The organism is Micromonospora sp. NPDC049523, from assembly GCF_040676775.1.
Taxonomy (GTDB): domain Bacteria; phylum Actinomycetota; class Actinomycetes; order Mycobacteriales; family Micromonosporaceae; genus Micromonospora_G.
On sequence record NZ_JBFAPP010000002.1, the window covers coordinates 102,585 to 127,223 of the forward strand.

Consider the following 24,639-nt stretch of genomic DNA (forward strand, 5'->3'; position numbering starts at 1 on the left):
CCGGACGATCCAGGCTGGCCCGCATGCCGGTGCGACGTCTGGTCTCGCTACGCCGCCCGTCGGTGCTCGTCAACGCCATACTCGGCCTGGCGATCATCGGCGGCGGTGTCTGGATCTACACCTCCTTCGTCAAGCCCGAGTCGAGTTCGGCGGCGACCGGGGGCGCCACCCGTACGATCCCGGTCGGGCAGGGCACGGTGACCGCCACCGTGTCGGCGGCCGGTACGTTGCGCAGCGCCGCCACCGCGAGCGCCACCTTCGGCACCGGCGGTACGGTCAGCGAAATCCGGGTCAAGGTCGGTGATCTGGTCACCCAGGGCACGGTGCTGGCCAAGGTGAACCCGACCGCCGCGAACCGGCAGCTCACCGCCGCGCAGGCCAATCTGGACGCGGCCCGGGCGGCCCGGGACCGAGCCGAGGCGGCCGGCACCGACACCACCGACGCCCAGAGCCAGGTCACCACCGCCCAGTTGGCCGTCGACACGGCCCGGGACGCGGTCGACGGGACGGTGCTGAAGGCACCGATGGCCGGGACCGTGGTGGCCGTCAACGGCAGCGTCGGCAGCTCCACCGGCGGTTCCGGTTCCAGTTCGTCCGGTTCCGGGTCGAGCGGGTCGGGGTCCTCGTCGGGAGGATCGTCGTCCGGCAATGGGTCTTCCGGCGGTGGGTCTTCCGGAGGTGCTTCGGCGTCAGGCAGCTCGACCACCGGTTTCGTCCAGCTCGCCGACCTGGGCAAACTGGAGGTGTCCGCCTCGGTCGCCGAGGCCGACGCGACCAAACTCAAGGTCGGCCAGCCGGCCACGATCACCTGGAACGCGCTCGCCGGTGCGACCGCGACCGGCAAGCTGTCCTCGATCGACCCGAACGCCAGCACCAGCAACAACGTGGTCACCTACGGCGTGGTGTTCGGGGTGGACCAGCTACCGCCCGGCGCCCGCCCCGGCCAGACCGTGCAGGCGTCGGTGACGGTCGGCCAGGTGGAGGACACCATCTACGTCAACTCGGCGGCGCTCACCACCGTCGGCAACCGGCACACCGTCACCGTGCTGGAGAACGGGCAGCCGGTGACCCGCCCGGTCGAGGTCGGGCTGACCGGCGACCAGACCGTACAGGTCACGTCCGGGTTGCAGGTCGGTGAGCTGGTCGTGCTCCGTACCAGCACGACCGGTACCGGGACGACCGGTGGCGGCCGGCCGGGCGGCGGGCTCACCGGCGGTGGCGGCTTCACCGGCGGTGGCGGCTTCCCGCGCGGTGCCGGCGCCGCGGGAGGCGGGCGATGACCGCGCCGGAGCGCGCGGTGCTCGACGTCCGCCGGCTGACCAAGCGGTACGGCGAGGGCGAGGCGACCGTGCACGCGCTGCGCGGGGTGTCGCTCGTCGTCGGTGCGGGTGACTACCTGGCCATCATGGGCTCGTCGGGTTCGGGCAAGTCGACGCTGATGAACATCCTCGGCTGCCTGGACGTGCCCACCACCGGGCAGTACCTGCTCGACGGGGTGGACGTGAGCCGGCTCGACGATCGCCAACTCGCCCTGGTCCGCAACCGGCGGATCGGTTTCGTCTTCCAGGCGTTCAACCTGATCGCCCGGACCAGCGCGGTCGCCAACGTGGAACTGCCGCTGGCGTACGCCGGGGTCAAGGCGAACGAACGGCGTCGGCGGGCGCTGGCCGCGCTGGACCTGGTGGGGCTGGCGGACCGGGCCGGGCACGAGCCGAACCAGCTCTCCGGCGGTCAGCAGCAACGGGTCGCGGTGGCCCGGGCACTGGTCACCGAACCGGCGCTGATCCTGGCCGACGAGCCGACCGGCAATCTGGACAGCCGGTCGACCGCGGACGTACTGGCCATCTTCGACCGGCTGAACGCGGCCGGACGCACCATCGTGATGATCACGCACGAGCCGGAAGTGGGTGACCGGGCCAAACGCCTGGTCCGGCTCTTCGACGGGGAGATCGCCAGCGACCAGCGCCAGGACGGTCCGGGCGACGGCAGGGGTAAGGGCGGCGGCCCGGGTTCCGTCGGCGACGGCGGGGCCGACCGGCCGACCGTACGGCTGGAGCGGATCGGATGAGCTTCTTCGAGATCCTGCGGTTCGCCGTACGCGGGATCACCGTGAACAAGCTCCGCTCGGCGCTGACCATGCTCGGCGTACTGATCGGGGTCGGCGCGGTGATCCTGCTCGTCGCGGTCGGCAACGGCTCGGCGAAGCAGATCACCGACCGGATCGCGGCGCTGGGCAGCAACACCCTCACCGTGCAGAGCACCGCGCGGGGCGGCAGCAGCAGCGACGCGATCACCGTACCGACGGCGCTGGCGCTGAAGGACCCGGTGCTGGCACCGGACGTGCGGTCGGTCTCCCCGGTGGTGAGCGCCTCGGCGACCATCACGTACCAGGGCGCCGACCATCAGGTGTCGCAGTTCGTCGGCACGTACCCGAGTTACCTCGGTGCGTCGAACACCTCGGTCGCGACCGGTGCCGCGTTCGGCGACTCGGATCTCACCCAGGGCCGCCGGGTGGTGCTGATCGGGCAGACCGTGGCCGCCGAGTTGTTCCCCGGTACGGACCCACTCGGCGCGCAGGTGACCGTCGGCGGTGCGCTCTACACGGTGGTGGGCGTACTCGCGGAGAAGGGGTCGGCGACCGGTTTCCAGGACGCCAACGACGTGGCGATCGCGCCGCTGACCGCGGTGCAGCAGACCCTGACCGGGTACGGCGCGGTCAACTCGGTGCTCGTCGAGGCGACCGGACCGGACCGGGTGGACGACGCCCAGGCGCAGATCGCCACCATTCTCGACCAGCGGCTCAAGGTCGCACCAGCCGCCGGTGGAGCGGTTGCGGGTGGCCCGGTTGCCGCAGGGGCGGCTGCCCGCGGTGGCGCCGCCGCCGGACGGGCGCAGGGTACGCCGTACCGGATCCAGAACGCGGCCCAGTTGCTCCAGACCCAGACCGAGACCGCGGACACGTTCACCGTACTGCTCGGTGCGGTGGCCGGGATCAGCCTGCTCGTCGGCGGGATCGGCATCACCAACATCATGCTGGTCACGGTGACCGAACGGACCCGCGAGATCGGCATCCGCAAGGCGCTCGGTGCGCCCCGCCGGGTGATCCTCACCCAGTTCCTGGCCGAGGCGACCATGCTCAGCCTGGTCGGCGGGGGACTCGGGGTGCTGGCGGCGCTGGCCGGCAGTCATTTCACCATCGTCGGCGTGAAACCGGTGGTGGTGCCGAGCTCGATCGCCCTGGCGTTGGGTGTCTCGGTCGCGATCGGACTCTTCTTCGGCAGCGTTCCAGCCAGCCGGGCCGCGGGTCTGCGGCCGATCGACGCCCTCCGTTACGAGTGAGCCACGAGTGACTACCAGCGATTCCGGGGAAGCAGCGATGAGCAGAGCAGTGCGGTGGGGTCGCCGTTCGCCGGGTGCACCCGGAGTCCATCGGGACGACGCGGCGGACGCCCCGACCGTCGTCGGCCCGCCCCTCGTGGTCGCCGACACGTTCACCCCGCAGGCCGGGGCGGGCCCGGACGACGACGGTGACCTCGCCGCCGAACTGGCCGCCGTGGCGGGGCGTCGCTGGTGGAACCGGGCAACGCTCTACCTCGGGGCGGCGGTGCTGCTGATCGGCGGTTTCCTCGGCGGGGTGCAGGTGCAGAAGTCGTACGGCGATCCGCCCGGCTCCGGTCCGGCGGCCGCGACCGGCCGGGGCACCCAGCGCGGCGCGGGCGGTTTCGCCGGCTTCCCCGGCGGCGCCGGCCGACCGGACGGCACTACCGGCGGCAGCGCGCCCGGCGCCGACAGCGGTACGGCACAGACCACCACCGGCACGGTGAAGCTGGTCGACGGCACCACCGTGTACGTGCAGACCGACGACGGCACCGTGATCACCGTCCGGACCGGCGCCGACACTGCGGTAGCGGTCGCCAAGACCGGTTCACTCAAGGACCTCAAGGCCGGTGACACCGTCACCGTCGACGGACCCAACTCCGCCGGCACGGTCACCGCCACGAAGGTCACCGCCCAGTCGAAGTAAGCCCGGCGCCGTCACCTGTCCCCACACCGCCCTCCGTGTCCTGCCCCGTGTTCGCGCCGCCTCCGTCTCGTGCCCCGTGTTCGCGCTGCCCTCCGTCTCGTGCCCCGTGTTCGCGCCGCCCTCCGTCTCGTGCCCCGTGTTCGCGCCGCCCTCCGTCTCCTGCCCCGTGCTCGCGTCGGCCTGCGTGCGGGATTGGGATGCCGGTGACGAGCGCTGCCGGCAAGCCGGCGAGTGCCATGCCGGTGATGATCAGCCGAGCAGAGGTTGGAACGTACCGAGCAGGACGCTGACCGTCAGCGCCGCCCCGGCCAGTACGGCGGCACCGGCCACCAGCGCGGTGTCGGCGACGGTGAACCGCTGCCGCCGGGCGACCGTACGCGGGGTGCCGCCGTCGAAGCCGCGGGCGTCCATCGCGGTGGCGAGCCGGGTGCCCCGACGGATCGCCCCGACGAGCAGGGCGAACGCGGTGGCGCCGAACAGTCGCAGCCGGGCGATCGGGTTACGTCCGGCGTCCACGCCTCGGGCCCGCCGCGCCATGCCCAGCAGTTGCCATTCGGTGGCGAGCAGCGGCAGCATCCGGAACGCGGCCAGCGCGCCGAGCGCGAATCGGGGTGACACCCTGGCGTTCTGGATCAGCGCGTCGGCCAGGTCGGTCGGGTCGGTGGTGGCGAAGACCAGTACGCCGGGCAGTGCCACCGCGAGCACCCGCAGGACCAGGCCCAGCGCGGTGGTGAGCACGCCGGTGGTGACCGTGATCGGGCCGGCGTCGAGCAGCACCGTTCCGCTCCGGTCGGCGGCGAACAGCACCATGGTGAGCACGATGCCCAGCGAGCCGATCAGCAGTGGCCAGGCCCGCCGGGCCAGGGTGCGGTAGCCGAGGCCGAACAGCGGCAGCACGGCCAGTTCGATGGCGATGGCGACGGCGGGCGCGACCGGGTCGATCGTCGCGACCAGGGTGAACGAGAAGACCAGCGCCGCGGCGAGCTTCGCCACCGGATTGCGCCGCGCCAGCGGCGCCGTTGCCGCCCCCACCGGCCCAGTGCTGATCACGCGCCAACTCCCCGGTTCAGGCGGTCGGTTGTCGGGTCGGTGGCGGGGTCGTCTCGGCCGGGCAGGGTCACGGTCCGGTCGGCGATCGCGGTGACGAAGTCGGCGTCGTGGGTGACGGTGACGATGCCGTGGCCGGCGTCGCGCAGGTCGGCGAGCAGGTCGACCAGCTCGATCCAGGTACGCCGGTCCTGGCCGAAGGTGGGCTCGTCGAGTACGAGCAGCCGGGGCGCGGTGGCCAGGGCGGTCGCCACGCTCAGCCGCCGCGCCTCGCCACCGGAGAGGGTGTACGGGTTCGCCCCGGCGAGCCGGTCCAGCCGCAGCCGGGTGAGCAGATCGTCCACCGTGGAGCGTACGACGGGTTCTGGTTGGCCGGTCCGGCGTGGCCCGAGGGCCAGTTCGTCGAAGACCGTACCGGCGAGGAACTGGTGCTCGGGGTCCTGGAAGACCGAGCCGATCCGGCGTACCAGCGTGTTGGCCCGCCAGCGGTGTGGTGGCGTACCGGCGTCGGCTCCGGCCAGGGCGGGGGTGGCGTCGAGTCGCCCGGTGCCGGGTTTCATCAGCCCGCCGAGTTGCAGCGCCAGGGTGGTCTTGCCGACCCCGTTTCGCCCGAGTACGGCAACCGCCTCGCCGCCCCGTACGGTCAGATCGGTCGGGGCCAGCCGGGGTGGCAGGCCGAGCCGGTCGGCGGTGAGCAGCAGTTCGCCGGCGGCGGTGGTTGCCGGTCGGGCGCGCACCGACCGGCCGGGTACCCAGACCCCGGCGTCGGCGAGGGCGTCGCCGTGCGCGGCGAAGACCTCGTCCGGGCTGCCGTCGGCGCGGATGCCGCCGCCAGGCTCCAGGACCACCACGCGGTCGACCAGGGGAAGTGCCTCCGCGACCCGGTGTTCGACCAGGATCAGGGTGGTGTCGCGGTCCACCGCGGCGGCGATCGCGTCCCGGACCAGGGCGGCGCCGGCCGGGTCGAGGTTGGCGGTGGGTTCGTCGAGCAGGAGCAGCCGGGGCCGGAGCGCCAGTACGCCGGCCAGGGCGAGTCGTTGCTGTTCGCCGCCACTGAGGGCGGCGGTGGACCGGTCACGTCCGTAGGGGAAACCGACCCGGTGCATCGCCTCGTCGACCCGGGGCCAGATCTCGCCGGCCGCCACGCCCCGGTTCTCCAGCCCGAACGCCACGTCGTCGCCGGCCCGTGCCATCACGAGTTGGCTCTCCGGGTCCTGGAACAGGATGCCGACCCGGTCCCGTGCCGTACGCGGATCGACCCCGTCGACCTCGATCAGCCCCGCCTGTTCACCGGAGTCCTCGGCGAGCAGCCCCGCGAGCGCCGCCAACAACGTGCTCTTACCCGCCCCCGAACCCCCCAGCAACAACACCCGCTCCCCGCGCGAAATCCGCAGATCAACCCCCCGAACCGCCCACCCCTTCCGCCCCGCATGCCGCCACCCAAACCCCCTGACCACCACCCCACCCACCCCACCCACCGCGCTCACCCCCTCCCCAAGTCGTTGATCATGAAGTTGACGCCCCCAGAACAAGATCAAATCGTCGCTAACTTCATGATCAACACCATGTGTCCGGGGGGAAGGAGGGAGGAGGGAGGAGGGGGGAGGGAGGGGGGTTAGATCGTGGGGCGGGTGCGGCCGGCGGGGAAGCGGTCCAGGACGCCGGTGTTGGCTAGGGCTTGGGTTAGGGCGATGCTGCCTAGGCCGGCCACCACCAGGGAGCTTGCGGTGGTCAGGGCGAGGTAGGGGAGGCGGAAGCTGTCCCAGGCGGTGCCGGGGTACCAGACGTAGATGTCGTAGATGGCGGCGGCGAGGCCGGCCAGCGCGGCGGCCAGCAGGCTCACCGGCAGCCGGTAGACCCGGTACGCGAAAGCGGCGAAGGCCAGCTCCGCGGCGGCCGCCTCGATCGGCCCCTGCACCACGAGCGTCCAGCCCCAACTGGTGCCCAGGGCCACCGAGACCAGGGCGGCCAGGGTCAGCGTGTAGAGGGCCGCGCCCGGCTTGCGGATCACCAGCGCGCCCAGGACGGCCGGCACCAGCCACACGCCGTAGATGACGGCGCGACCGGGCAGCGGAATGGCGTCGGCCGGACCGTTCCAGAGCAGGCCCCAGGCCCAGAAGATGACGCCGAACGCCACCCCGAGGGTCGAGGCGATGACGATGTCGAGTGTCCGCCAGCGGTTGTTCATGGTGTTGGCTCCCAGTTCTCGAAATGAACCAGGAGAAGTCGCACGCCTCGGCCCGGCGTGGTGCCGGACTCCGGCGCGGCCGGAGCATGACCGAACTCCCTGCGCTGGCATTACCCAGATCAGGTTCGAGGGTCTGCGGATGTCATCCCGCACTCTCAGCGCTGTGCGCTCCCCTGTCGGATGTGAAGTTGTTTCGGCGACGCTAGCACCGACCGGCGGCACGGCACAGTGGCGTATCGATCGGGTGTGGTGGTGGACACCGCGACTCGGGTTAGGGTGAGCTGCCCCCGGACCCGGCCGAGCGAGGAGAGCAGAGACGCCGTGACCGCCTCCGACCGCGCGACGCAGCGCCGCGCCGGGCCCGGCGACGAGATCGACTGGACGATCCCGCCCGCGACCGGTGGCGTCGACGGCACGGCGCCGGGTCTGACCACCGGTCCCGACCGTGGCCACACCACCCCCGGCGGTACGCCCACAGCCGGCGACCCGGCACCTCGTCAACGGCTGTTCGGCGACCGGATCGGGTCGGTGGAGGTGCTCGCCGGGCTGCTCGTCCTGCTGGTCGTCTTCCGTGGCCCGATCGCCGACGCGATCTCCGGCCCCCGGCTGCAGACCTGGACCACGGTTTTCGTCTCGGTGATGGTGCAGGCGGTGCCGTTCCTCGTCTTCGGTGTCGTACTCAGCGCGGTGATCGCGGTTTTCGTGCCCCGCTCCTTCTGGGCGAAGGCGTTGCCGAAACATCCGGCGCTGGCCGTACCGGTGGCGAGCTGCGCGGGAGTGATCCTGCCCGGTTGCGAGTGCGGCGCGGTGCCGATCGCCGGGTCGCTGATCCGTCGGGGCGTCACCCCGGCCGCCGCGCTGGCGTTCCTGCTCGCCGCACCGGCGATCAACCCGATAGTGCTCACCGCCACCGCGGTCGCCTTCCCGCAGAACCCGGAGATGGTGGTCGGTCGGGGAGTCGCCAGCCTGATCGTCGCGATGCTGATGGGCTGGCTCTGGCTGCGCCTGGGCCGGGCCGACTGGATCCGGCTGCCGCACCGCCCCGACCTGGACGGACTGTCGAAGGGGCGGGCGTTCTTCTCGGCCGTACGGCACGACGTGGTGCACGCGGGCGGCTTCCTGGTGCTCGGCGCGATGGCTGCGGCCTGTATCAACGTGCTGGTCCCGGAACGCTGGTTGCAGACCCTCGCCGACAATCCGATCCTGTCGGTGCTGGCGCTGGCGGTCCTCGCGGTGCTGCTGTCGATCTGCTCGGAGGCGGACGCGTTCGTCGCCGCGTCGCTGTCCCAGTTCTCGCTCACCGCCCGGCTGACGTTCCTGGTCGTCGGGCCGATGGTCGACCTCAAGCTGATCTCGATGCAGGCCGGTGTCTTCGGGCGACGGTTCGCGTTCCGGTTCGCCCCGGCGACGTTCGCGGTCGCCGTACTGGTGGCGGTGGGAGTGGGAGCGGTGGTGCTCTGATGAACCGACAGGCACAGGCGGTCGTGTTGCTGCTGCTCGGCGGGGCGGTGCTCAAGGCCAGTCTCGGCGACATGTACCTGCGTTACGTCAAGGAGGGTTTGCAACCCTTCCTGATCGGGTCCGCGATCCTGCTGATCGCCGTGGCGGTGATGACCCTGGTGCACGACCTGCGCCCGGCCCGGCGTACGGCCGGCGGCGAGGCGGTGGCGGACGACCACGGGCACGACCACGGGCACGGGGGCAAGGGCCACCACGAGCCGCGGGTCGGTTGGCTGCTCATCCTGCCCGTGCTCGGCCTGCTGCTGGTCGCCCCACCGGCGCTGGGCTCGTACGCGGCCGGCCAGGCCGGGACCGCGCTCGGTAGCCAGCCGCTGTCCGACTACCCACCGCTGCCCGAGGGTGACCCGGTCCGGATCGGCGTGCTCGACTACGCCTCCCGGGCCATCTTCGACAAGGGCGTCTCGCTCGGTGACCGGCGGGTGCAGCTCACCGGGTTCGTCGCCACCGGTGCCGACGGCGAACCGATCCTGGCCCGCATGATCCTGTCCTGCTGTGCGGCCGACGGTCGGCCGATCAAGCTCGGCCTGGCCGGTGACCCGCCGACCGGCCTGGCCCCGGACACCTGGGTCGACGTGGTCGGCCGCTACTCCGACCGGATCGCCAAGGACCCGGTCAACGACGAGGAGATCCCGTACCTCGAGGTGGAGTCGTGGCGCCAGGTCGAACCACCGAAGCAACCGTACGAGTGAAGCGAGGCCGGTCGGGGTGAGTTGCCCCGCTCGACGGTTAGTTCCCCGGCCAGTGGGCACTGCCATGGGATCGGTGCGCGCAGGCGCGACCGGGACCGTGGAAGGGGACAGCATGGCAGGCACTCCGGAGGAATCGTTCGGCCTCGACACGGCCGCACACGTCGGAATCTCCGTCTCCGACCTTGATCGCTCGGTCGCCTTCTACCGGGCGTTGACCGGGGTGGAGCCGGCGGTCGACAACGAGAGCATGAAGGGTCAGGGCTTCGCGCGATCGCAGGGGCTGCCCGTGTCGAAGCTGCGTTACGCCACCTTCCACCTGAGCAATCTCGGCATCGACCTGATCGAGTTCGAGGACCCGGTCGGTGCTCCCGGGCAGTCCGCCGCCAACCGGCCGGGGTCGATGCACCTCTGCTTCCAGGTGGACGATCTCCAATCGGTCTACACCCGGATGCGCGACGCCGGCTACGACTTCCTCGGCGAGCCCTACACCTTTGCCGCCGACGAGGTGACCCCGCCGGACGCGGTCGGCACCCGGGTCGCGTACTTCGACGATCCGGACGGGACCAACCTCGAACTGATCGAGCCCAGGGGCGGATTCGCCGGCCCGAGCTGACCGGGGACCACGATCGGCCTACGCCGCCGTCAGGGCCCAGATCTCGATGTCGTGGCGTACGCCGTTGTGCGGGAACGCCTGACGGAGCACACCTTCGCGGGTCATGCCCAGCCGTCGGGCGGTCGCGATGCTGCGGTTGTTGTCGGGCACCGTACGCCATTCCACCCTGGTCAGACCGCGTACGCCGAGCGCCCAGTCGATCAGCTGCCGGGCGGCCAGGGTGACCAGCCCACGCCCCTGCGCCCGCGGGGCGAGCCAGACCCCGATCTCGCAGGTGCCGACCCGGCTGTCGAAGACCCGGAACAGCACCCCGCCGACGAGTACGCCGTCGAGCCAGATGCCGAATATCCGGCCCCCGTCGGCAGCCTGGGAGTCGGCGTAGCGCTGGAGGAACTGCCGGGCCGAGTCGGTGTCGGTGATGGTCACCGCCCAGGGCAGCCACGGGGCCAGGTGCGCCCGGTGCCGTTCGACGTACCCGGCGAACTCGGCCGCCTGCCAGGGTTCGAGCGGCCGGAGGTCCGCGCCGGGGGCGAGGGGGTGACTGAGCATGCGGGGGCTCCAGACTCAGGATGTACGTACCAAACGTTTGTTACGTACTATAGCGTCGGCCACGGCGGTGAGGAGTACGCGATGCCCGCGAAGGGTGACCATGACGCGAGGCGGCGGGACGTCTCCGACGCGGTCTGGAACGTGCTCGCCGAGCACGGCTTCGGCGGCCTGACCATGCGTGCCGTCGCCGCCCGGATGGGTGCCTCCACCGGCCTGGTCAGCCACTATTTTCCCAGCAAGCAGGCGCTGCTGCGGCACGCGCTCGACCTGGCCGAGGAACGCACCGCCGCCCGACCTCGGCACGTCGCCGCCGGGCCGGGACTGGCCGCGCTGCGGGCCGCGCTGCTGGACGTACTGCCGGTGACCCCCGAGTTGACGGCGGTGAGCCGGGCCTGGGTCAGTTTCTGGGACGCGGCACTCGCCGACCCGGCGCTCGGCGCCAGCCAGACCGCCCGCTACGACCGTTGGCGGGCCCGCCTGCGTACGCACGTCGAAACCGCCCGTGACCTCGGGGAACTGCCCCTCGCGACCGACACCGACCAGGTGGTGGCGATCGCCGCGGCCTTCGCCCACGGATTGGTCGTGCAGGCGCTGTTCGACCAGGCGCAGTTCCCACCCGCCCGGCAGGTCGAGCTGCTCGACGGCTTTCTCGGCACCCTCGGGCACCCGCCAGGAACCGGTGTGCCGGTAGCGACTGATCGTCAGTCCACAAGGGATCAGTGGAAATCGGTGCAACCATAGCAATAGCTCATGATCGATCTCTATGGGCTTATCGGGGGAATTTCCTGTCGCCTTCATGACCCGCACGAATATTGACCAGCACCTATTATCGGTCGGGTAAATGCCCGGTGATCTGAACCATCGGGCATGGCTTTCACGGGGAGGCTCCGATCGTGTTCAGTCGTACCCTGCTGTGGATTCCGCGCGCCCGATGGTTGGCGCTGCTCTGCATCCTGACCCTTGTCGTCACCTTGGCGCCGCCCGCGAAGGTGGCCCGCGCCCAGGTCGCGCCAGTTCCGACCGCCAGTCCCGGCCCCGGCCCGGTCGACCGGCCGCTGCCCGATTCGGTCCGGCCCGACAAGGAATTCCCGCCGGACAAACGCCCACCCGTGGTGCCGCCGGGCACCGCCGCGCAGGGCGAGCCGAACCGACTCTCGGCCGCCGAGTGGGCCCGGGTGCCCAAGCCGGGCGTCGCCCGCACCGCCGCCGAGGACGAGGTCTTCGACAACCTGCTGCTCCGGTCCGGCTTCGCGCTCGGCGAGACCTCGGTCGTCGCCTACTTCGACGTGGCCGGCGAGGAACAGCCCTGGACCTCCTGGAAGGCGACGATCTACGACGCCGAGTCCCGTACCGAGCAGGCGTCGACCACGCTCGGCAAGGACGAGTTGGAGCGGGCGCGGTGCACCGGCCAGCGTCAGTACTGTCGGTCGTTCGGCACCAGGGAAGGTTGGGTGCTCGACCCGACCAAGGACTACTACGTCACCGCCACCGCGATCTTCGACGACGGCCGGGAAATCATCTCCGAGCCGTCGGACAACGCGAAGCCGCGTACGACCATCGAGCCGCCGGCCATCCCGGCCGGTCAGGCCGCCGGCTGCGGCTGTGGCAACGCGCTCGGCCTGACCGCCGCCGGTCAGGCGGTACGCGGCATCGGCGTGAACACCGCCACCGGCGCGTTCGTCCGGGTCGAGCAGGACCTGGGCATGGCGTCGTTCGGCGTACCGTTCGCCTCGTCCCGCACCTATTCCTCGGCGAGCCCGGCCGGCGGTCCGTTCGGTCCCGGCTGGGCCTGGTCCTACGGCATGACCGTCACCGAGTCGGCCGACGGCGTGGTGGTCCGGGCCGAGGACGGTGCCGAGGCGATCTACCGGCTCGACGGCGAGAGCTACCGGCGCCCGCCGGGTGTCCGGTCGAACCTGCGCCGGATCGCGGACGGCTGGGAACTGGTCACACTCTCGCAGATCACCCACCGCTTCGACGCGCAGGGCCGGCTGGTCTCGGTCGCGAACGCGCGTGGCATGGGGACGCGGCTCGCGTACACCGCGACCGGGGTGACCGTCACGGACGCCTCCGGGCGCGAGGTGAAGGTCAAGGTGGACGCCGGCCTGATCCGGGAGATCCGGCTGCCGGACGGCCGCCAGACGCAGTACTACTACACCGGCACGGTGCTGACCGCGGTCAAGGACGCGCGCGGTTACCACTGGAAGTACACCTACGGTGCCAACGGGCTGCTGACCGAGGTCATGAACCCGCAGCGGATCGTCGAACTGCGCAACGAGTACGGCGCCGACAACCGGGTGGTGCGCCAGAGCGACGCGCTCGGCAAGGCGACCACGTTCGAGTGGAAGGCGGCGGAGCAGGAGGCGCTGACCGTCGACCCGGACGCGGTGAAGGTCTACGACGGCTACCGGGGCAACGTGCTGATCTACACCCAGCGCGGCAACGGCGACACCGAGAACCACCGCTACGACGGCTCGCTCAACCGCCCGCTGGTGGTCAACGGCAAACACAGCCAGCACGAGGCGACCTTCGACGACGCCGGCAACCGCATCTCGCAGACCGCGCCGAGATCGCTCAACTTCGGCACGAAGACGAAGTACGACGCCCGGAACAACCCGACCGAGCACACCGACGCCAACGGCAACGTCTGGCAGGACACCTACAACGAGTTCGACGAGCTGGTCGAGAGCGTCGACGCGGAGAAGAACAAAATCACCTACGCGTACGACGAGCGCGGCCTGCTGGTCAGCCAGACCGACCAGCGGGGCAAGGTGACCCGGTACGAGAACCTGCCGGTCGGGGACCACAACTCGGGCCTGCTCAAGGCGGTCATCTCGCCGGAGGGACGCCGTTCGGAGGTCGGCTACGACCGCACCGGGCGGGCGACGTCGACCGTCGACCCGCGCGGCACGGTCCGGCACGCCGACCGCGACGACTACACCACCCGGTACGAGTTCGACGCCCAGGACCGGCCCACCGTCGTGCACCAGCCGGGCAAGCGCGGGGTGGTTCGGACCAGCTACGACGAGGTCGGCCGGACCAGGACGCAGACGACCCAGCTCGACGCGCGCACCGAGTACCGCTACTTCGACAACGGGCTGCTCCGCTCGGTCAGCGACTCCCGGCGTACCACCTCGTACACCTACACCGACGCGGGGCGACGCGCCTCGGCCCGGGTGGAGATGAAGCACGAGCCCGACCTGGTCACCACGTACGCGTACAACGCGAAGGGGTTGCTGAACAAGGTCACCTCGCCGCGCGGCAACGTACCCGGGGCGAACCCGGCGGACTTCACCACCACCTACTACTACGACGCCAACGACAACCCGCTCCGGGTCGAGCGCCCGTACCCCGGGGGCCGTACGGTCAGCCGGGACATCGGCGTCGACGAGTTGGACCGGACCAGGACCAGGACCGACGAGCACAACAAGACCTCGCAGTTCGACCGGGACAACACCGGCAACGTCACCGCCGTCAGCGACAACCTGGGCCGCACCTCCCGGATGGAGTACGACCGGAACGGGCGCCAGACCTCGATCCGGGACGCGGGCACGAACACCTCGCGATTCGAGTACGACGAGGCCGGCAACAAGATCAAGCAGATCGCCGCCACCGGTGGCATCAGCACCTGGGAGTACGACGGCGACGGTCTGCTCGTCGCCGCCACCGAGCCGCGCGGCAACGTCGAGGGTGCGGACAAGGAGCGGTTCACCAGCCACCACGAGTACGACCTGGCCGGTAACCGGGTCAAGAGCATCGACCCGCTGGACCACGTCACGTCCTACCGCTACGACGCGAACAACCGGCTGCTCTCGGTCACCGACGCGAAGGACCGCACCACGCACTACACGTACCGGGAGGACGACCTTCCGCGTACGGTGCACACCCCGGACAGCCCGTATGACCCGCGCGAGCCGGCCGACCGTTCCACCGTCTACGACTACTACGAGGACGGCCTGCCCTCGTCCGTGCGGGACCCGAACGGCCACCGGACCTCGGTGAAGTACGACGAAGCCGGAAGGGCGATCAGCAGCACGGACCCGCTCGGCCGGGTCACCGAGGTCAGTTACGACGCCGAGGGCAATCCGGTCTCCACCATCACCCTGGACGAGCGCGAGCGCCTGTCGCCGCAGGAGCGGGCCCGCCGGACCGCGGTGGACACCTACGACATCGTCGGCCGCCGGGAGGCGCGGGCGCTCGGCAGCGAGGGCCCCAGGTACACCTGGGGCTACGACGCCAAGGACCGGACCACCACGTTCGGCGACCCGACCGGCGTACGCACCGTCGTCTACGACGACGAGGACCAGATCGACAAGGTGACCCGTAACGAACCCGCCACCAACCTGGTGGAGGAGTTCGACTACGACTACGACGTGCGGGGCAACATCACCCTGCGCGCCTACCCGGACGGCACCCGGATCACCGCCGACTACGACGGGGACAGCCGGATCACCTCGTTGACCGCCTCCGGTGGCTCGGCCGGCGCGGTCGCCTCCACCTGGCGGTTCGGCTACGACGTCGCCGGCCGCCGGACCAGCACCACGCTGCCGACGCCGACCGGGTTGATCGAGCAACGCGGGTACGACGACGCCGGCCGCCTGACCAGCATCGGCACCACCCGCGCCCCGGCACCCGAGCAGTTCACGCTGCCGACCGCCGACTCTCCCAACACTGTCGCCGGTGACGACCGGCCGAAGCCGCCGACCGACGTGACCGCGCAGCCCGGCGCCGGACTGGCGGTGGTCTCCTGGAAGCCGTCGAAGGACCACGGGCACGACGACGTCGCCGGTTACACCGTCACCGCCCAGCCCGGCGGCAAGTCGGTCACGGTCGGCCCGACCGCGAGCAGCGCGATCGTCAACGGGCTGGACGCGGGTGTCGCGTACACCTTCACCGTCACCGCCCACGACCGGTACGGCGCCGGTGCGCCGTCCGTCGCCTCGGACCCGGTGGTGCCGGTGGCGCTGCCCCAGGACCCGATCTCGGCCTACCAGCTCGACCTGGACGAGTTGGGCAACCCGACGAAGGTGGTGACCACCCGGGGCGGGGTCTCGGAAACGGTCGCCTACGCCTACGACAAGGTCGACCGGCTCACCTCGGCCTGTTACGCGGTCGACTCGTGCGGCGGCAGGACCAAGCCGGTCGGGCGGATCGACTACGAGTACGACCTGGTCGGCAACCGGACCAGCCAGAAACGCACCGGGAACGCCGGTGACGACACCACCACCTACCAGTACGACGACGCGGACCAGCTCACCAAGCGGGTGATCCGGGAGCCGAAGCACGTCACCACCACCGAGTACGCGTACGACCTGAACGGCAACCAGATTCGTTCCGGCACCGACAAGTTCGAGTACAACCTCGACAACTCGCTGGCCAAGGCGACGGTCGACGGCCGGGTGGCGACGTTCGCGTACGACGCCACCGGATTGAGGTTGACCACCACCACCGATCCCGGTGCGCAGGCACAGACGCAACGCTGGTCGTGGGACGTCAACGGAACGCTGCCGCAGATCGCGGTCGACACGGTGACCAACTCCACCGGCCAGACTATCGAGAAGCGGGACTTCGCCTACGGCCCGGATGACGAACCGCTGGCGCTGCTGGACGGGGCGGCCGGAGCGCATTCCTACACCCACGACTCGCTCGGTGGTGTGGCGAACATGCTCTCGCCGTCCGGAACGCCGCTGGTCGGTTACGACTACGACCCGTTCGGCAACCCGCGTGCCGGCCCGACCCTGGCCGGACAGGGCGGTCAGGAGCACTCGCCCAGCGGCTGGGGTGGGCAGGGGCCGGGCACCCAGGAGAGCGCCCCGGACAACCCGATGCAGTTCGCCGGGGCCTACCAGGATTCCAGCTCCGGCAATGGCAACTATTACCTGCGGGCCCGGAACTACAACCCGGAGACAGGCAGATTCTCCTCGGCCGACCCGATGCCGCAGGGGGGTGCGGCGACCTCGGCCTACACCTACGGGGACAACAACCCGACCTCGTACACCGATCCAACCGGGGCGACCCCGGAAGCGGCTGCCACCGGGGCGGGGGACACCGGGCCGAGTCCGGAGGACGTGGCCAAGGCCCAGCAGTTGCAAAGCAAGAGTGTGTTGGACATCGTCCTGGAGGCCGGTGGCCAGATCCTGATGGAGTTCCTCGGGATCAACGACATTCTCAACTGCATCAAGGGTGACCTGGGCGCCTGTGTATCGATGGTGATCGGCGCGTTGCCCTGGGGCAAGATCTTCAAGGCGAAGAAGATCGCCGAGGCGATCTTCCGGGCCGGCAAGGCCGTCGTCACCTTCTTCCAGGAAATCAAGTGGGCCCGCGCCATTCTCCAGGGCGCGGAGCAGGCGGCTCAGGCCGCGAAGGCGGCTGCGGCGAGAGCGGCGGCAGAGGCTGCGGCGAAGGCGGCAGCGGCCAAGGCCGCCGCTGAGACGGCAGCGAGACGAGCCGCCGCAGCCGCTGCGGCCAAGGCGAAGGCAGCGGCGGCGAAGGCCAAGGCCGCGACGAAGAAGAAGCCGGACTGCAAGGACAGCTTCGTCGCCGGCACACCCGTCGTGCTCGCCGACGGCAGCCGCGTGCCGATCGAGCAGGTGCGGCCTGGCGACACCGTGCTCGCCACCGACCCGGAGACCGGCCGGACCGAGGCGCGGCAGGTGACCCACACCATCCGTACCGACGACGACAAGGCGTACGTCGAGGTCACCGTCAAGGGCGAGGACGGCAAGGGGCAGGCGCTCACCACCACCGACCACCATCCGTTCTGGTCGGTGACACAGGGCCGCTGGGTGGAGGCCGGAGATCTCCAGCCCGGGGAACTCTTGCGTACCTCTGCGGGCACCTACGCGCAGGTCGGTGCGATCCGGCACTACCAGGCAGAGCAGGTCACCTACAACCTGACCGTCGATGGCATCCACACGTACTATGTGGTCGCAGGCGACACGCCGGTCCTTGTGCACAACGTCGGGGGCCTGCCGTCCGCGCCAGGGCTCATCGACGTGGGCGTGAGTGGGCCGTCCTGCCCGCTGTCGACCCGCGGTGAGTACTACAACATGAGTACGGCCACGAAAAAGGGAAAGCCCGCCCTGACGCCGGACGAGGTGCAGAACCTGCACGACTACGCGCGAGGTTCGAATAAGTGGCTAGAGGCGAACGGCCCGCAGGTCGTGCAGTCGACCAGGTTGCTCCAGGCGGATATGCGTGCTGCCATCGAAGCGGAGCGGAGGACCAACCCCGGCAACTATCCGGCGGGATGGGTGCCGGGCCACATGCCGGACACGGGAGTGACTGGTATGGCGAATCCGCCGTCGTGGTTGCCCTCCCCATCAAGGGCAAATAGCATCGCGGGCGGCGGCCTCAGTTCCCGGATCGGGAAGACTCTGCGAGGCTTCCTCGTTGACGGCGTGTACATCACGTGATGCGGTGAGGGGATGCGATGAGCGGAGACGTTCTCCGACGTCTGCAAGGGTTGGAACTTGCAGATGTGGGACAGGCTCTAGACGATTCTGATCGAACGGAGACGCTCTTGGGAGAGCTGCCAAGCGTTTACGCGGCAGCTCTCCGCATCGCAAACGGATTCACGGTTCACAGCGGCATGAACCGCGTGTTCGGGATCCGTGAGGACCGGCACATGGATCTCCGGTCATGGAACGAGGAAGAAGGATGGCGATTCGCCTGGGATGGAAAGGCGGATCCCTCCTTCCTCATGTTCGGCGAGACTGCGTTCGGAGATCAGTACGCCCTGCGTTGGACCGGAAGTTCCTACGAAGACGTTGTCTACCTCCTGGATGTGAATCTCTTGAGTGTGCGACCCATCTTCGACTCGTTTGCACACTTCTTGGATCAAGAAATTGTCCAGAATGCACTGAGCCCCTCTCATCCGGTGGCGTTGGCCTGCATCGGAAAATTCGGCCGCTTGTCCCCTAACGAGAACGTCGTCCTTACTCCTTCCCTCTTGCTGGGCGGGTACGAGGATGTTTCGAACATGGTGAAGATCGAGAGCTATACTGCGATGATTTATGGAGGCGACATCTACACGGCGGTGGTGTCGGCGCCCGACGAGGCCGCTGTCGTGGGAGTGGAGCCCTGGGTCGATGATGTCGGCCGGCAGAGATTGCGTGTCGTATTCGCGGAGTAGGCCTGAGGCCGGGCGCCGACTGGCATGACTCGACGATGTACCTGGTCGACGGGGGAGATCCCCGAGGTGTGCTACCTCCGGTAGCTCGGTGGGTGTTCGGCTACGGATGGGGGGTCGAGGCGAAAGCCTCGGCCCCCGTCACGTTGGTGGTCAGCAGGGCGCTAGCTGTTGATGGTGAAGGTGTCGCCGTAGACCTGCCAGGTCAGCGGCGTGTTCAGGTCGAGGTTGCCGTTGCGCAAGAAAACCCGTTGCGCGGTGTCGACGCGGCTGGTGTCGCTGTGCGCCTCCTCGGTCTTCATCGCGGCCACCCGCGCGTCGAGGAACGCGTTGAGGTAGTCGACCTCGCTGCCGCCCTGTGCCGGCGTACGGGCGACCCGCATCGCGGCGGCGCGGATGCCGCCGAAGCTGACCGCGCTGTTGCCGGGTCCGTGCATGACGATCGCGTCGTAGTAGGCGAACTGCCCGAGCGCGCGCAGCCCGTCCTGCTTGGCCTGGTTCACCGACGGGTTGAAGTAGGTACCGTCCCGTTCGGCGTCCTGCGCCGCCTGGAACACCGGGTCCTGGGCGGCCGTGCGCCAGTCGGCGGGGAAGTTCGGGTCGAGCCCGGCGTGCGAGTCGGAGCCGTTCACGCTGCGCAGCGCCGGCAGGTACCTGGCCAGCACGTTGTTCGGGGACTGGTTGGTGTAACGCTGCACGACCTGGAGCATGTCCCCGGTGCCGGAGCAGAAACCGATGATGCCGGCGGTGTAACCGCGCCCGTCCCGGATGTCCTCGATGTAGCGGTACTGCGCCCGCCAGTCCAGTGAGGAGTTCTCCGCGCTGGACACCAGTTGCATGGCGATGTCCTTCTTGTGCGGGTCGGTCAGGTCCACCCCGCCCGGCGTGCTGGGGGTGGGCGTGGGCGTACCGCCGCCGGAGCCGGCGCCGTAGACGGTCAGTTCCCAGAGCGAGTAGCCGTACGCGGTGCCTCGGCTGGTGCCGTACATCCGGACGTAACGTCCGCTGCCGGTGAGCCCGGTCAGGTCGTCCACCCCGCCGTTGCCGCTGCTCGTGGAGTAGATGGTGGTCCAGTTCGTCCCGTCGGCCGAGGTCTGGATCTGGTACGCGCTGCCGTACGCGGCCTCCCAGTCCAGCTTGACGTGCGTGATCGTACGGGTGCCGCCGAGGTCCACCCGGAGCCACTGCGGGTCGACGCCCTCGGCACTGGCCCACCGCGTGCCGGTGGAGCCGTCGACCGCGTTGCCCGGCCCGAGCGTCGAGTTCTCCACCGACGAACTCGTGGTGGGGCGACCCTGGGAGAGCACGGTTTCGGCGGCGCTGGCGGAGTTGCCCCAGGCCAGCGGCAGCGTGGCGGTCACCGCCACCGTTACCGTGGCGGCGGCGAAACCAGCCGTTCTACGTGGACTTTTCACCTGATCTCCCCAAGAAAACTGTTAAGACTGTTTACATCTGGTAGGGAACCACTCCCGTCGATCCGGGTCAACCCACCAAAGCTGGACTTAAGCCCAGGGCCGGGCGTACCGGTAATCATCGCGTCGGCGGCGACACAGGACAGGGTGAAGATCGCCGACGAGTTGGGAGTTCGGATGGGTCCACCGCACAGACGCGACGAGAGCTGGTTCACCGGGATCTACACCGAGCACTACGCCCAGATCGTCAGCTACGGGCAGCGCCGGCTCGGCGATCCCGAGTCGTCGGCCGAACTCGCCCAGGAGGTCTTCGTGATCGCCTGGCGGCGCCGCGCCGAGGTGCCCGACCGCACCCTGCCATGGCTGTACGGGGTGGCCCGGCGACTGCTGGCGAACCACTGGCGGGCCCGCCGGTCCGCGCCCGACGTACTGCCGATCGGTGACCCGGAACGGCTCTGGGAACGGGTCCCGTCCGGACCCGAGGCGAGTGTCGCGGTCGCTGACATCCGTACCGCACTGGCCACGCTCACCGACCTCGAACAGGAGATCCTCCGGTTGGTCGGCTGGGAGGAGCTGACCGTTTCCGAGGCCGCCCAGGTGCTCGGCTGCACCCGTACGACCGCCGCGGTGCGCTTGCATCGCGCCCGCAGACGACTGACCGCCGCGATAACCACCCGGACGGCCCGGCCCGCGCCCCAGCCGGCGCCCACCACGTCCTGAGAGGAACCGTGATGTTCGGAGAACGGCAAACCCGTACCCTGCTCGGGCCGGCCGACCCGGTCCGACCCGGCGCCGTCGCGCCGCCCCGGCTGTCGGCGCACGACCTGATCGTCCTCGCCGAGGCCGCGCCCGCGCCCGTCGGTGGCCGTCGTCCCGCCCGCCCGACCCGCCGACTCGTCCTGGCCGCGGGCGCGGCGGTCGCCCTGGCCGCCGCCGGAACCGTCGTCTACACCTCCGACGACCGAATAGTGAAGGTGCCGAACATCGTCGACCGGCCCGGAGACGGCGACCCGGCGAACCGCGTGTTGCTGCCGATCGCCTACCAGTTCGGCGAGAACACCGCGCCGGCCGCCGAGGAACTGCGCGCCCTCGCCGGACGGCTGGAAGACGCGCCGTACGAGAACAGCACCGGCAAATACGCCTACCACTCCTCGAAGTCGTGGGGTGATCCGCTGATGGGCAACGGCCCCTACGTGATGGGGATGGTCAGCGAACTCAGGATCTGGCAGGCCGCCGACGGAAGCGGGCAGCAGATCCGGACCGAACTGGATCCGGAGTACCCGGACGAGGCGTCCCGCGACTACTGGACCCGCAACCCTCCGCAGACGACCAAGAAGTTCCCGCAGGTCGGCGGGGCGGACCAATTGCCGCCGACCGCCATCCGGCCGCTCCCGACGGACCGCGCGGGCCTGGCCGACCTGCTCAAGGTCGAGCACGGCGCCGGCGCCGTGAGCAAGGAAACCATGACGGTGTACGGGCGCTACGTCGTCCCGCGCCGAACCCGGGCGGAGATCCTGCGGGTGCTGGCCGACGTACCCGGTTTCCGGTGGCGGGGTGAGGTGACCGACCGGGTCGGACGGGCGGGACTGGCCATCACCTTCGACGACCAGGTACACGACCAGCAGCACCTCCTGATCTTCAACCCGAAGACCGGAGAACTCACCGCCCACGAACTCGTGCTGCTAGACCCAATCCAAATCACCAACTACACAACCCTCCTACACACCGACCGCACCAACACCCCCGGCTAACCCCACCCCCCGCCCTCCTCCCCGCCTTCCCCGCCCGCCCCCCGCGTTCCCCGCCCGCCCCCGCCTTCCCCGGCGATCTTGCAGTTGTGGTGCCTCACAAAAGTGGTCAATCCGACATCCTGGGCGCCACAACTGCAAGATCAACGGGGCGGGGGGTGGGGGAGGGAGAGGGGGTGGGGGTGGGGGTGGGGGAGGAGGTGGTTGAGGGGGTTGGTGGGGTAGGGGGTGGTGCGGGTGGTGCCGTGGAGGTGCCAGTAGAAGTCGTTCAGGGCCGCGCTGACGGGGGCGTGGCGGTGGATGATCGCGGCGGCGGCCGGGGGGAGGTTCGCGGGGCGCTCGCCTTCGGCGTAGCGGCGGACCAGTCGGTTGCGCTCGGCGGCGGTGAACCGCCCCGGGAGGGTCGGGCCGACCAGGGCGCTGACCAGCCAGTTGACCAGCGTCGTCACCGCGTACGCGGCGTCGTGGCTCGCGTTCGTGACGAGGAAGTCGCGCTCGGCGGGGGAGAGGTCGAACCGGGGTGAGGTGGCCAGGCCGAGATCGGCGAGGTAGAGCCTCCGGCCGTCGGTGAGGATGTTCCGGAAATGCGGGTCGAAGTGCACCATGCCGTTGTCGTTCATGAAGGCGACGTCGGCGATCAGGTTCCGTTCCACCATCACGCAGGCGGCCTCGATCGCGTCGGTGCCGAGGGCGACCTGCTCGGTCAGCCAGGCGTCCAGCGTCTGCGGCAGGCGTTCGAGGAACAGCACCACGGTGGCGGTGGACCGGGCGGTCGCCAGGAGCCGTTCCCGTACGGCCGACGAACCGCCCCAGTACGCGACTGTGGCCTCCACGTCGACGTGTTCGTCGGGCGTCGGCAGCGACCCTGGCAGTACCCGCCAGTGGTACATCAGCGGGAAGCTCCCGCTCTGCCCGGTCAGTACCCAGTTCGTCGTCATGACGTTCGCGGCCAGTTCCCGCCACACGCCGAAGCTCGGCCCGCCGACGCCGTACTGGCAGGCGGTGGGAAGTTGGAACATGTTGGCGGTCGACCTGACGTTGCCGGGCTCCCGTTCCAGGTCGGTCAGGGGTACGCGCTTCGCGAAGACCGGTACGCCCTCGACCTCCAACGCGACGGCCGCGCCCCCGATGCCGGAAGCTACCGGCGGCGCCTCGTCCACCAGCCTGCCGAGTTGCCGATCATCGAGCAGTGCCAGGGCGGTGGATACGGACGCGTATTTGCGCAGCCGTGGGGAGTGGGACATCCCGGAAGTCTATGGAATCGGATCGATCGACAAGGGCCGCCGAATTCGCCGGGGGCCAGCACTGCGAGCGGGGAGACGAGTGCGGTCAGCGGCCCTGGACCGTGGTGACGAACGCCTGCCATGCCGTGGGGTCGAAGGTGAGGACGGGGCCTTGGCGGTCCTTGCTGTCGCGTACGCCGACGATGCCGGGCAGGTTGTCGGCCACCTCGACGCATGTGTCGCCACCGTTCGACGAGCGGGTGGACGTGCGCCAGGCCGCGCCGGTCAGCTCCATGTCTGCGCCACTTCCTTGATCAGGTTGATGGACTGCCGATGGGTCAGTGCCTCGCTCCGAATACGCTCCCATGCCTCCTGGAGAGTCGCAACGTCCTCGTGGTGGCTCACGACCCGGGCGTGAAGCTGGTTGTCCAGATGAAGTCCTTTGTTGCGGCAGGACGGTGGCAGCGCGGTGGCAATGTGTGGCGTGGTTGTGGAATCGGTACGAAGTGGGCGGGGGTCGGTTGGCTGCTCGTCCGTGAGTCCTGGTCATGTTTGGTGCAAACTCCCGCCGGGCAAACCTGGCCGCATCCGAAACATGAACGAGAGGTGGCCCGAGGGTGTCCAAGGAGACCGAGAAGCAGCGCTGGCAGCGCAACTTCGCCGATCTGCTCCAGGAGTTGCGGGTCGCACAGACCGGTGTGCAGATCCTGTTCGCGTTCCTGCTCACGCTCCCGTTCAGCAACGGCTTTCCGGACACCAGCCAGTTCCAGAAGGACGTGTACGTGGTGGCGCTGCTCGCCGCCGCCGCGGCGACCGCGCTGATCATCTCGCCGGTCGCGTTCCACCGGGCGCTGTTCCGCCAGGGTCGCAAGCCTGAGCTGGTGCTCTTCGCGCACAGCATGGCGACCGGCGGGCTGGGCTTCATGCTGATCGCGATGGTCAGCTCGGTGCTGCTGATCACCGACTTCGTGCTGCCCCGCCCGATCGCGTTCGTGCTGAGTGGGTTGACCGCGGCCTGGTTCCTGACCTTCTGGGCCGGGTTGCCGTACCTGCGTCGCAAGTGGGGCGAGGACGACGACGAGGACGAGGACGCGGCGGAGGACGAGAGCCCGCGGGTGCTGCCGGGGAGCTGACCGGAGCTGACGTGGTGGTGTCGGAGAGTCACCGGTCGATGTCTCAGAGTTGAGCTGGATTCACTATAAAAACTATCGCGGTTGGGGTAGATATTTGCCGTCGAGGCGGGTAACGTTCCTGGTGTCGAGAGAGCACGATCAACAAAGACGCGGACGTACTGACCGGGGCGTGAGGACACGACCGGCAGAGGGGTTGGGGCCAGGCACCTACCAGGGCTCCGGCTCGTGACACCGTCGGAAGTGCATGGGGCCAAGCAGTCGACTGGGGGCTCCGGCAGCGACGGGAAACACCGCAGTAGAAAGCACGGCAAGGTCGCAGTAGAAAGCACGGCAAGGTCGCAGTAGAAAGCACGGCAAGGCA

At 69.8% G+C, this 24,639-nt stretch carries 21 protein-coding genes and 1 riboswitch; of the genes, 13 read left to right on the forward strand and 8 right to left on the reverse strand.

Annotated features, from left to right (window positions below):
- The first annotated feature begins 23 nt into the window (after positions 1-23).
- From AB0J90_RS02985 to AB0J90_RS03000, 4 genes are read left to right on the forward strand one after another with little or no spacing between them, the layout of a single operon-like run.
- Positions 24-1,280, forward strand: a complete 1,257-nt coding sequence (locus tag AB0J90_RS02985; RefSeq protein WP_363591563.1) for an efflux RND transporter periplasmic adaptor subunit — start codon at positions 24-26, stop codon at positions 1,278-1,280.
- The gene (locus AB0J90_RS02990) at positions 1,277-2,068 is read left to right on the forward strand and encodes an ABC transporter ATP-binding protein (protein WP_363591565.1); all 792 of its coding nucleotides are present in this window, start codon (positions 1,277-1,279) and stop codon (positions 2,066-2,068) included. Before AB0J90_RS02985 ends, AB0J90_RS02990 begins: the two co-directional genes overlap by 4 nt.
- Positions 2,065-3,339, forward strand: coding sequence for an ABC transporter permease (locus AB0J90_RS02995; protein ID WP_363591567.1), 1,275 nt, complete (start codon positions 2,065-2,067; stop codon positions 3,337-3,339). The genes AB0J90_RS02990 and AB0J90_RS02995 overlap by 4 nt, the downstream gene beginning before the upstream one ends.
- A gap of 37 nt (positions 3,340-3,376) precedes the next feature.
- Positions 3,377-4,024, forward strand: a complete 648-nt coding sequence (locus tag AB0J90_RS03000) for a hypothetical protein (RefSeq protein ID WP_363591569.1) — start codon at positions 3,377-3,379, stop codon at positions 4,022-4,024.
- Between the two features lie 249 nt (positions 4,025-4,273).
- Here the strand turns inward: AB0J90_RS03000 and AB0J90_RS03005 are convergent, their stop codons facing one another.
- The 3 genes from AB0J90_RS03005 to AB0J90_RS03015 form a co-directional block, all read right to left on the reverse strand.
- Positions 4,274-5,074 (reverse strand): energy-coupling factor transporter transmembrane component T, encoded by an 801-nt coding sequence (locus tag AB0J90_RS03005; protein WP_363591571.1) that lies wholly within the window; start codon positions 5,072-5,074, stop codon positions 4,274-4,276.
- Positions 5,071-6,540 carry an ABC transporter ATP-binding protein gene (locus tag AB0J90_RS03010; RefSeq protein ID WP_363592165.1) on the reverse strand — a complete coding sequence of 490 codons (1,470 nt, stop codon included), beginning with the start codon at positions 6,538-6,540 and terminating at the stop codon, positions 5,071-5,073. Before AB0J90_RS03010 ends, AB0J90_RS03005 begins: the two co-directional genes overlap by 4 nt.
- A gap of 146 nt (positions 6,541-6,686) precedes the next feature.
- Positions 6,687-7,259, reverse strand: coding sequence for an ECF transporter S component (locus AB0J90_RS03015; RefSeq protein WP_363591573.1), 573 nt, complete (start codon positions 7,257-7,259; stop codon positions 6,687-6,689).
- Positions 7,260-7,337: 78 nt separating this feature from the next.
- Positions 7,338-7,444: riboswitch (TPP riboswitch) on the reverse strand.
- A gap of 319 nt (positions 7,445-7,763) precedes the next feature.
- Between AB0J90_RS03015 and AB0J90_RS03020 the strand changes: the two genes are divergently transcribed.
- From AB0J90_RS03020 to AB0J90_RS03030, 3 genes are all read left to right on the forward strand, one after another.
- Entirely contained in the window at positions 7,764-8,720 is a 957-nt protein-coding gene (locus AB0J90_RS03020) for a permease (RefSeq protein ID WP_363592167.1), read from the forward strand.
- Positions 8,720-9,469, forward strand: coding sequence for a TIGR03943 family protein (locus tag AB0J90_RS03025; protein ID WP_363591575.1), 750 nt, complete (start codon positions 8,720-8,722; stop codon positions 9,467-9,469). The genes AB0J90_RS03020 and AB0J90_RS03025 overlap by 1 nt, the downstream gene beginning before the upstream one ends.
- 112 nt (positions 9,470-9,581) lie before the next feature.
- On the forward strand, positions 9,582-10,082 hold the full coding sequence (locus tag AB0J90_RS03030; RefSeq protein WP_363591577.1) for a VOC family protein: 501 nt from the start codon (positions 9,582-9,584) through the stop codon (positions 10,080-10,082).
- An 18-nt stretch (positions 10,083-10,100) separates the two neighbouring features.
- Here AB0J90_RS03030 and AB0J90_RS03035 read toward each other — a convergent pair whose 3' ends face one another.
- On the reverse strand, positions 10,101-10,631 hold the full coding sequence (locus tag AB0J90_RS03035) for a GNAT family protein (RefSeq protein ID WP_363591579.1): 531 nt from the start codon (positions 10,629-10,631) through the stop codon (positions 10,101-10,103).
- Between the two features lie 81 nt (positions 10,632-10,712).
- On the opposite strand from AB0J90_RS03035, the gene AB0J90_RS03040 reads away from it, so the two are divergent.
- The 3 genes from AB0J90_RS03040 (at position 10,713) to AB0J90_RS03050 (ending at position 18,765) form a co-directional block, all read left to right on the forward strand.
- On the forward strand, positions 10,713-11,372 hold the full coding sequence (locus AB0J90_RS03040; protein WP_363591581.1) for a TetR family transcriptional regulator C-terminal domain-containing protein: 660 nt from the start codon (positions 10,713-10,715) through the stop codon (positions 11,370-11,372).
- Between the two features lie 152 nt (positions 11,373-11,524).
- Positions 11,525-18,046 carry a polymorphic toxin-type HINT domain-containing protein gene (locus AB0J90_RS03045; RefSeq protein ID WP_363591583.1) on the forward strand — a complete coding sequence of 2,174 codons (6,522 nt, stop codon included), beginning with the start codon at positions 11,525-11,527 and terminating at the stop codon, positions 18,044-18,046.
- A 17-nt stretch (positions 18,047-18,063) separates the two neighbouring features.
- Positions 18,064-18,765 (forward strand): SMI1/KNR4 family protein, encoded by a 702-nt coding sequence (locus AB0J90_RS03050; protein WP_363591585.1) that lies wholly within the window; start codon positions 18,064-18,066, stop codon positions 18,763-18,765.
- Positions 18,766-18,926: 161 nt separating this feature from the next.
- Here AB0J90_RS03050 and AB0J90_RS03055 read toward each other — a convergent pair whose 3' ends face one another.
- Positions 18,927-20,177, reverse strand: coding sequence for a chitosanase (locus AB0J90_RS03055; RefSeq protein WP_363591587.1), 1,251 nt, complete (start codon positions 20,175-20,177; stop codon positions 18,927-18,929).
- Positions 20,178-20,351: 174 nt separating this feature from the next.
- On the opposite strand from AB0J90_RS03055, the gene AB0J90_RS03060 reads away from it, so the two are divergent.
- Both AB0J90_RS03060 and AB0J90_RS03065 read left to right on the forward strand, forming a co-directional pair.
- Positions 20,352-20,894 carry a sigma-70 family RNA polymerase sigma factor gene (locus AB0J90_RS03060; RefSeq protein WP_363591589.1) on the forward strand — a complete coding sequence of 181 codons (543 nt, stop codon included), beginning with the start codon at positions 20,352-20,354 and terminating at the stop codon, positions 20,892-20,894.
- Positions 20,895-20,905: 11 nt separating this feature from the next.
- A complete protein-coding gene (locus AB0J90_RS03065; protein WP_363591591.1) occupies positions 20,906-21,925 on the forward strand; it encodes a CU044_5270 family protein in 1,020 nt (339 codons plus the stop codon).
- 140 nt (positions 21,926-22,065) lie between these two features.
- Here the strand turns inward: AB0J90_RS03065 and AB0J90_RS03070 are convergent, their stop codons facing one another.
- From AB0J90_RS03070 to AB0J90_RS03080, 3 genes are all read right to left on the reverse strand, one after another.
- Positions 22,066-23,166 (reverse strand): serine/threonine protein phosphatase, encoded by a 1,101-nt coding sequence (locus tag AB0J90_RS03070; RefSeq protein WP_363591593.1) that lies wholly within the window; start codon positions 23,164-23,166, stop codon positions 22,066-22,068.
- Positions 23,167-23,251: 85 nt separating this feature from the next.
- On the reverse strand, positions 23,252-23,440 hold the full coding sequence (locus AB0J90_RS03075; RefSeq protein WP_363591595.1) for a DUF397 domain-containing protein: 189 nt from the start codon (positions 23,438-23,440) through the stop codon (positions 23,252-23,254).
- The gene (locus tag AB0J90_RS03080) at positions 23,431-23,622 is read right to left on the reverse strand and encodes a Scr1 family TA system antitoxin-like transcriptional regulator (protein WP_363592169.1); all 192 of its coding nucleotides are present in this window, start codon (positions 23,620-23,622) and stop codon (positions 23,431-23,433) included. Before AB0J90_RS03080 ends, AB0J90_RS03075 begins: the two co-directional genes overlap by 10 nt.
- 140 nt (positions 23,623-23,762) lie before the next feature.
- On the opposite strand from AB0J90_RS03080, the gene AB0J90_RS03085 reads away from it, so the two are divergent.
- Positions 23,763-24,278, forward strand: a complete 516-nt coding sequence (locus AB0J90_RS03085) for a DUF6328 family protein (RefSeq protein WP_363591597.1) — start codon at positions 23,763-23,765, stop codon at positions 24,276-24,278.
- Positions 24,279-24,639: the final 361 nt, after the last annotated feature.

What these genes read in the sequence shown, in the direction of transcription:
- AB0J90_RS03000 (WP_363591569.1), top strand. Translation starts at nt 3,377, where the DNA reads ATGAGCAGAGCAGTGCGGTGGGGTCGCCGTTCGCCGGGTGCACCCGGA.
- AB0J90_RS03015 (WP_363591573.1), bottom strand. Translation starts at nt 7,259, where the DNA reads ATGAACAACCGCTGGCGGACACTCGACATCGTCATCGCCTCGACCCTC.
- AB0J90_RS02995 (WP_363591567.1), top strand. Translation starts at nt 2,065, where the DNA reads ATGAGCTTCTTCGAGATCCTGCGGTTCGCCGTACGCGGGATCACCGTG.
- AB0J90_RS03065 (WP_363591591.1), top strand. Translation starts at nt 20,906, where the DNA reads ATGTTCGGAGAACGGCAAACCCGTACCCTGCTCGGGCCGGCCGACCCG.
- AB0J90_RS03050 (WP_363591585.1), top strand. Translation starts at nt 18,064, where the DNA reads ATGAGCGGAGACGTTCTCCGACGTCTGCAAGGGTTGGAACTTGCAGAT.
- AB0J90_RS02990 (WP_363591565.1), top strand. Translation starts at nt 1,277, where the DNA reads ATGACCGCGCCGGAGCGCGCGGTGCTCGACGTCCGCCGGCTGACCAAG.
- AB0J90_RS03070 (WP_363591593.1), bottom strand. Translation starts at nt 23,166, where the DNA reads ATGTCCCACTCCCCACGGCTGCGCAAATACGCGTCCGTATCCACCGCC.
- AB0J90_RS03025 (WP_363591575.1), top strand. Translation starts at nt 8,720, where the DNA reads ATGAACCGACAGGCACAGGCGGTCGTGTTGCTGCTGCTCGGCGGGGCG.
- AB0J90_RS02985 (WP_363591563.1), top strand. Translation starts at nt 24, where the DNA reads ATGCCGGTGCGACGTCTGGTCTCGCTACGCCGCCCGTCGGTGCTCGTC.
- AB0J90_RS03060 (WP_363591589.1), top strand. Translation starts at nt 20,352, where the DNA reads ATGGGTCCACCGCACAGACGCGACGAGAGCTGGTTCACCGGGATCTAC.
- AB0J90_RS03075 (WP_363591595.1), bottom strand. Translation starts at nt 23,440, where the DNA reads ATGGAGCTGACCGGCGCGGCCTGGCGCACGTCCACCCGCTCGTCGAAC.
- AB0J90_RS03030 (WP_363591577.1), top strand. Translation starts at nt 9,582, where the DNA reads ATGGCAGGCACTCCGGAGGAATCGTTCGGCCTCGACACGGCCGCACAC.
- AB0J90_RS03040 (WP_363591581.1), top strand. Translation starts at nt 10,713, where the DNA reads ATGCCCGCGAAGGGTGACCATGACGCGAGGCGGCGGGACGTCTCCGAC.
- AB0J90_RS03035 (WP_363591579.1), bottom strand. Translation starts at nt 10,631, where the DNA reads ATGCTCAGTCACCCCCTCGCCCCCGGCGCGGACCTCCGGCCGCTCGAA.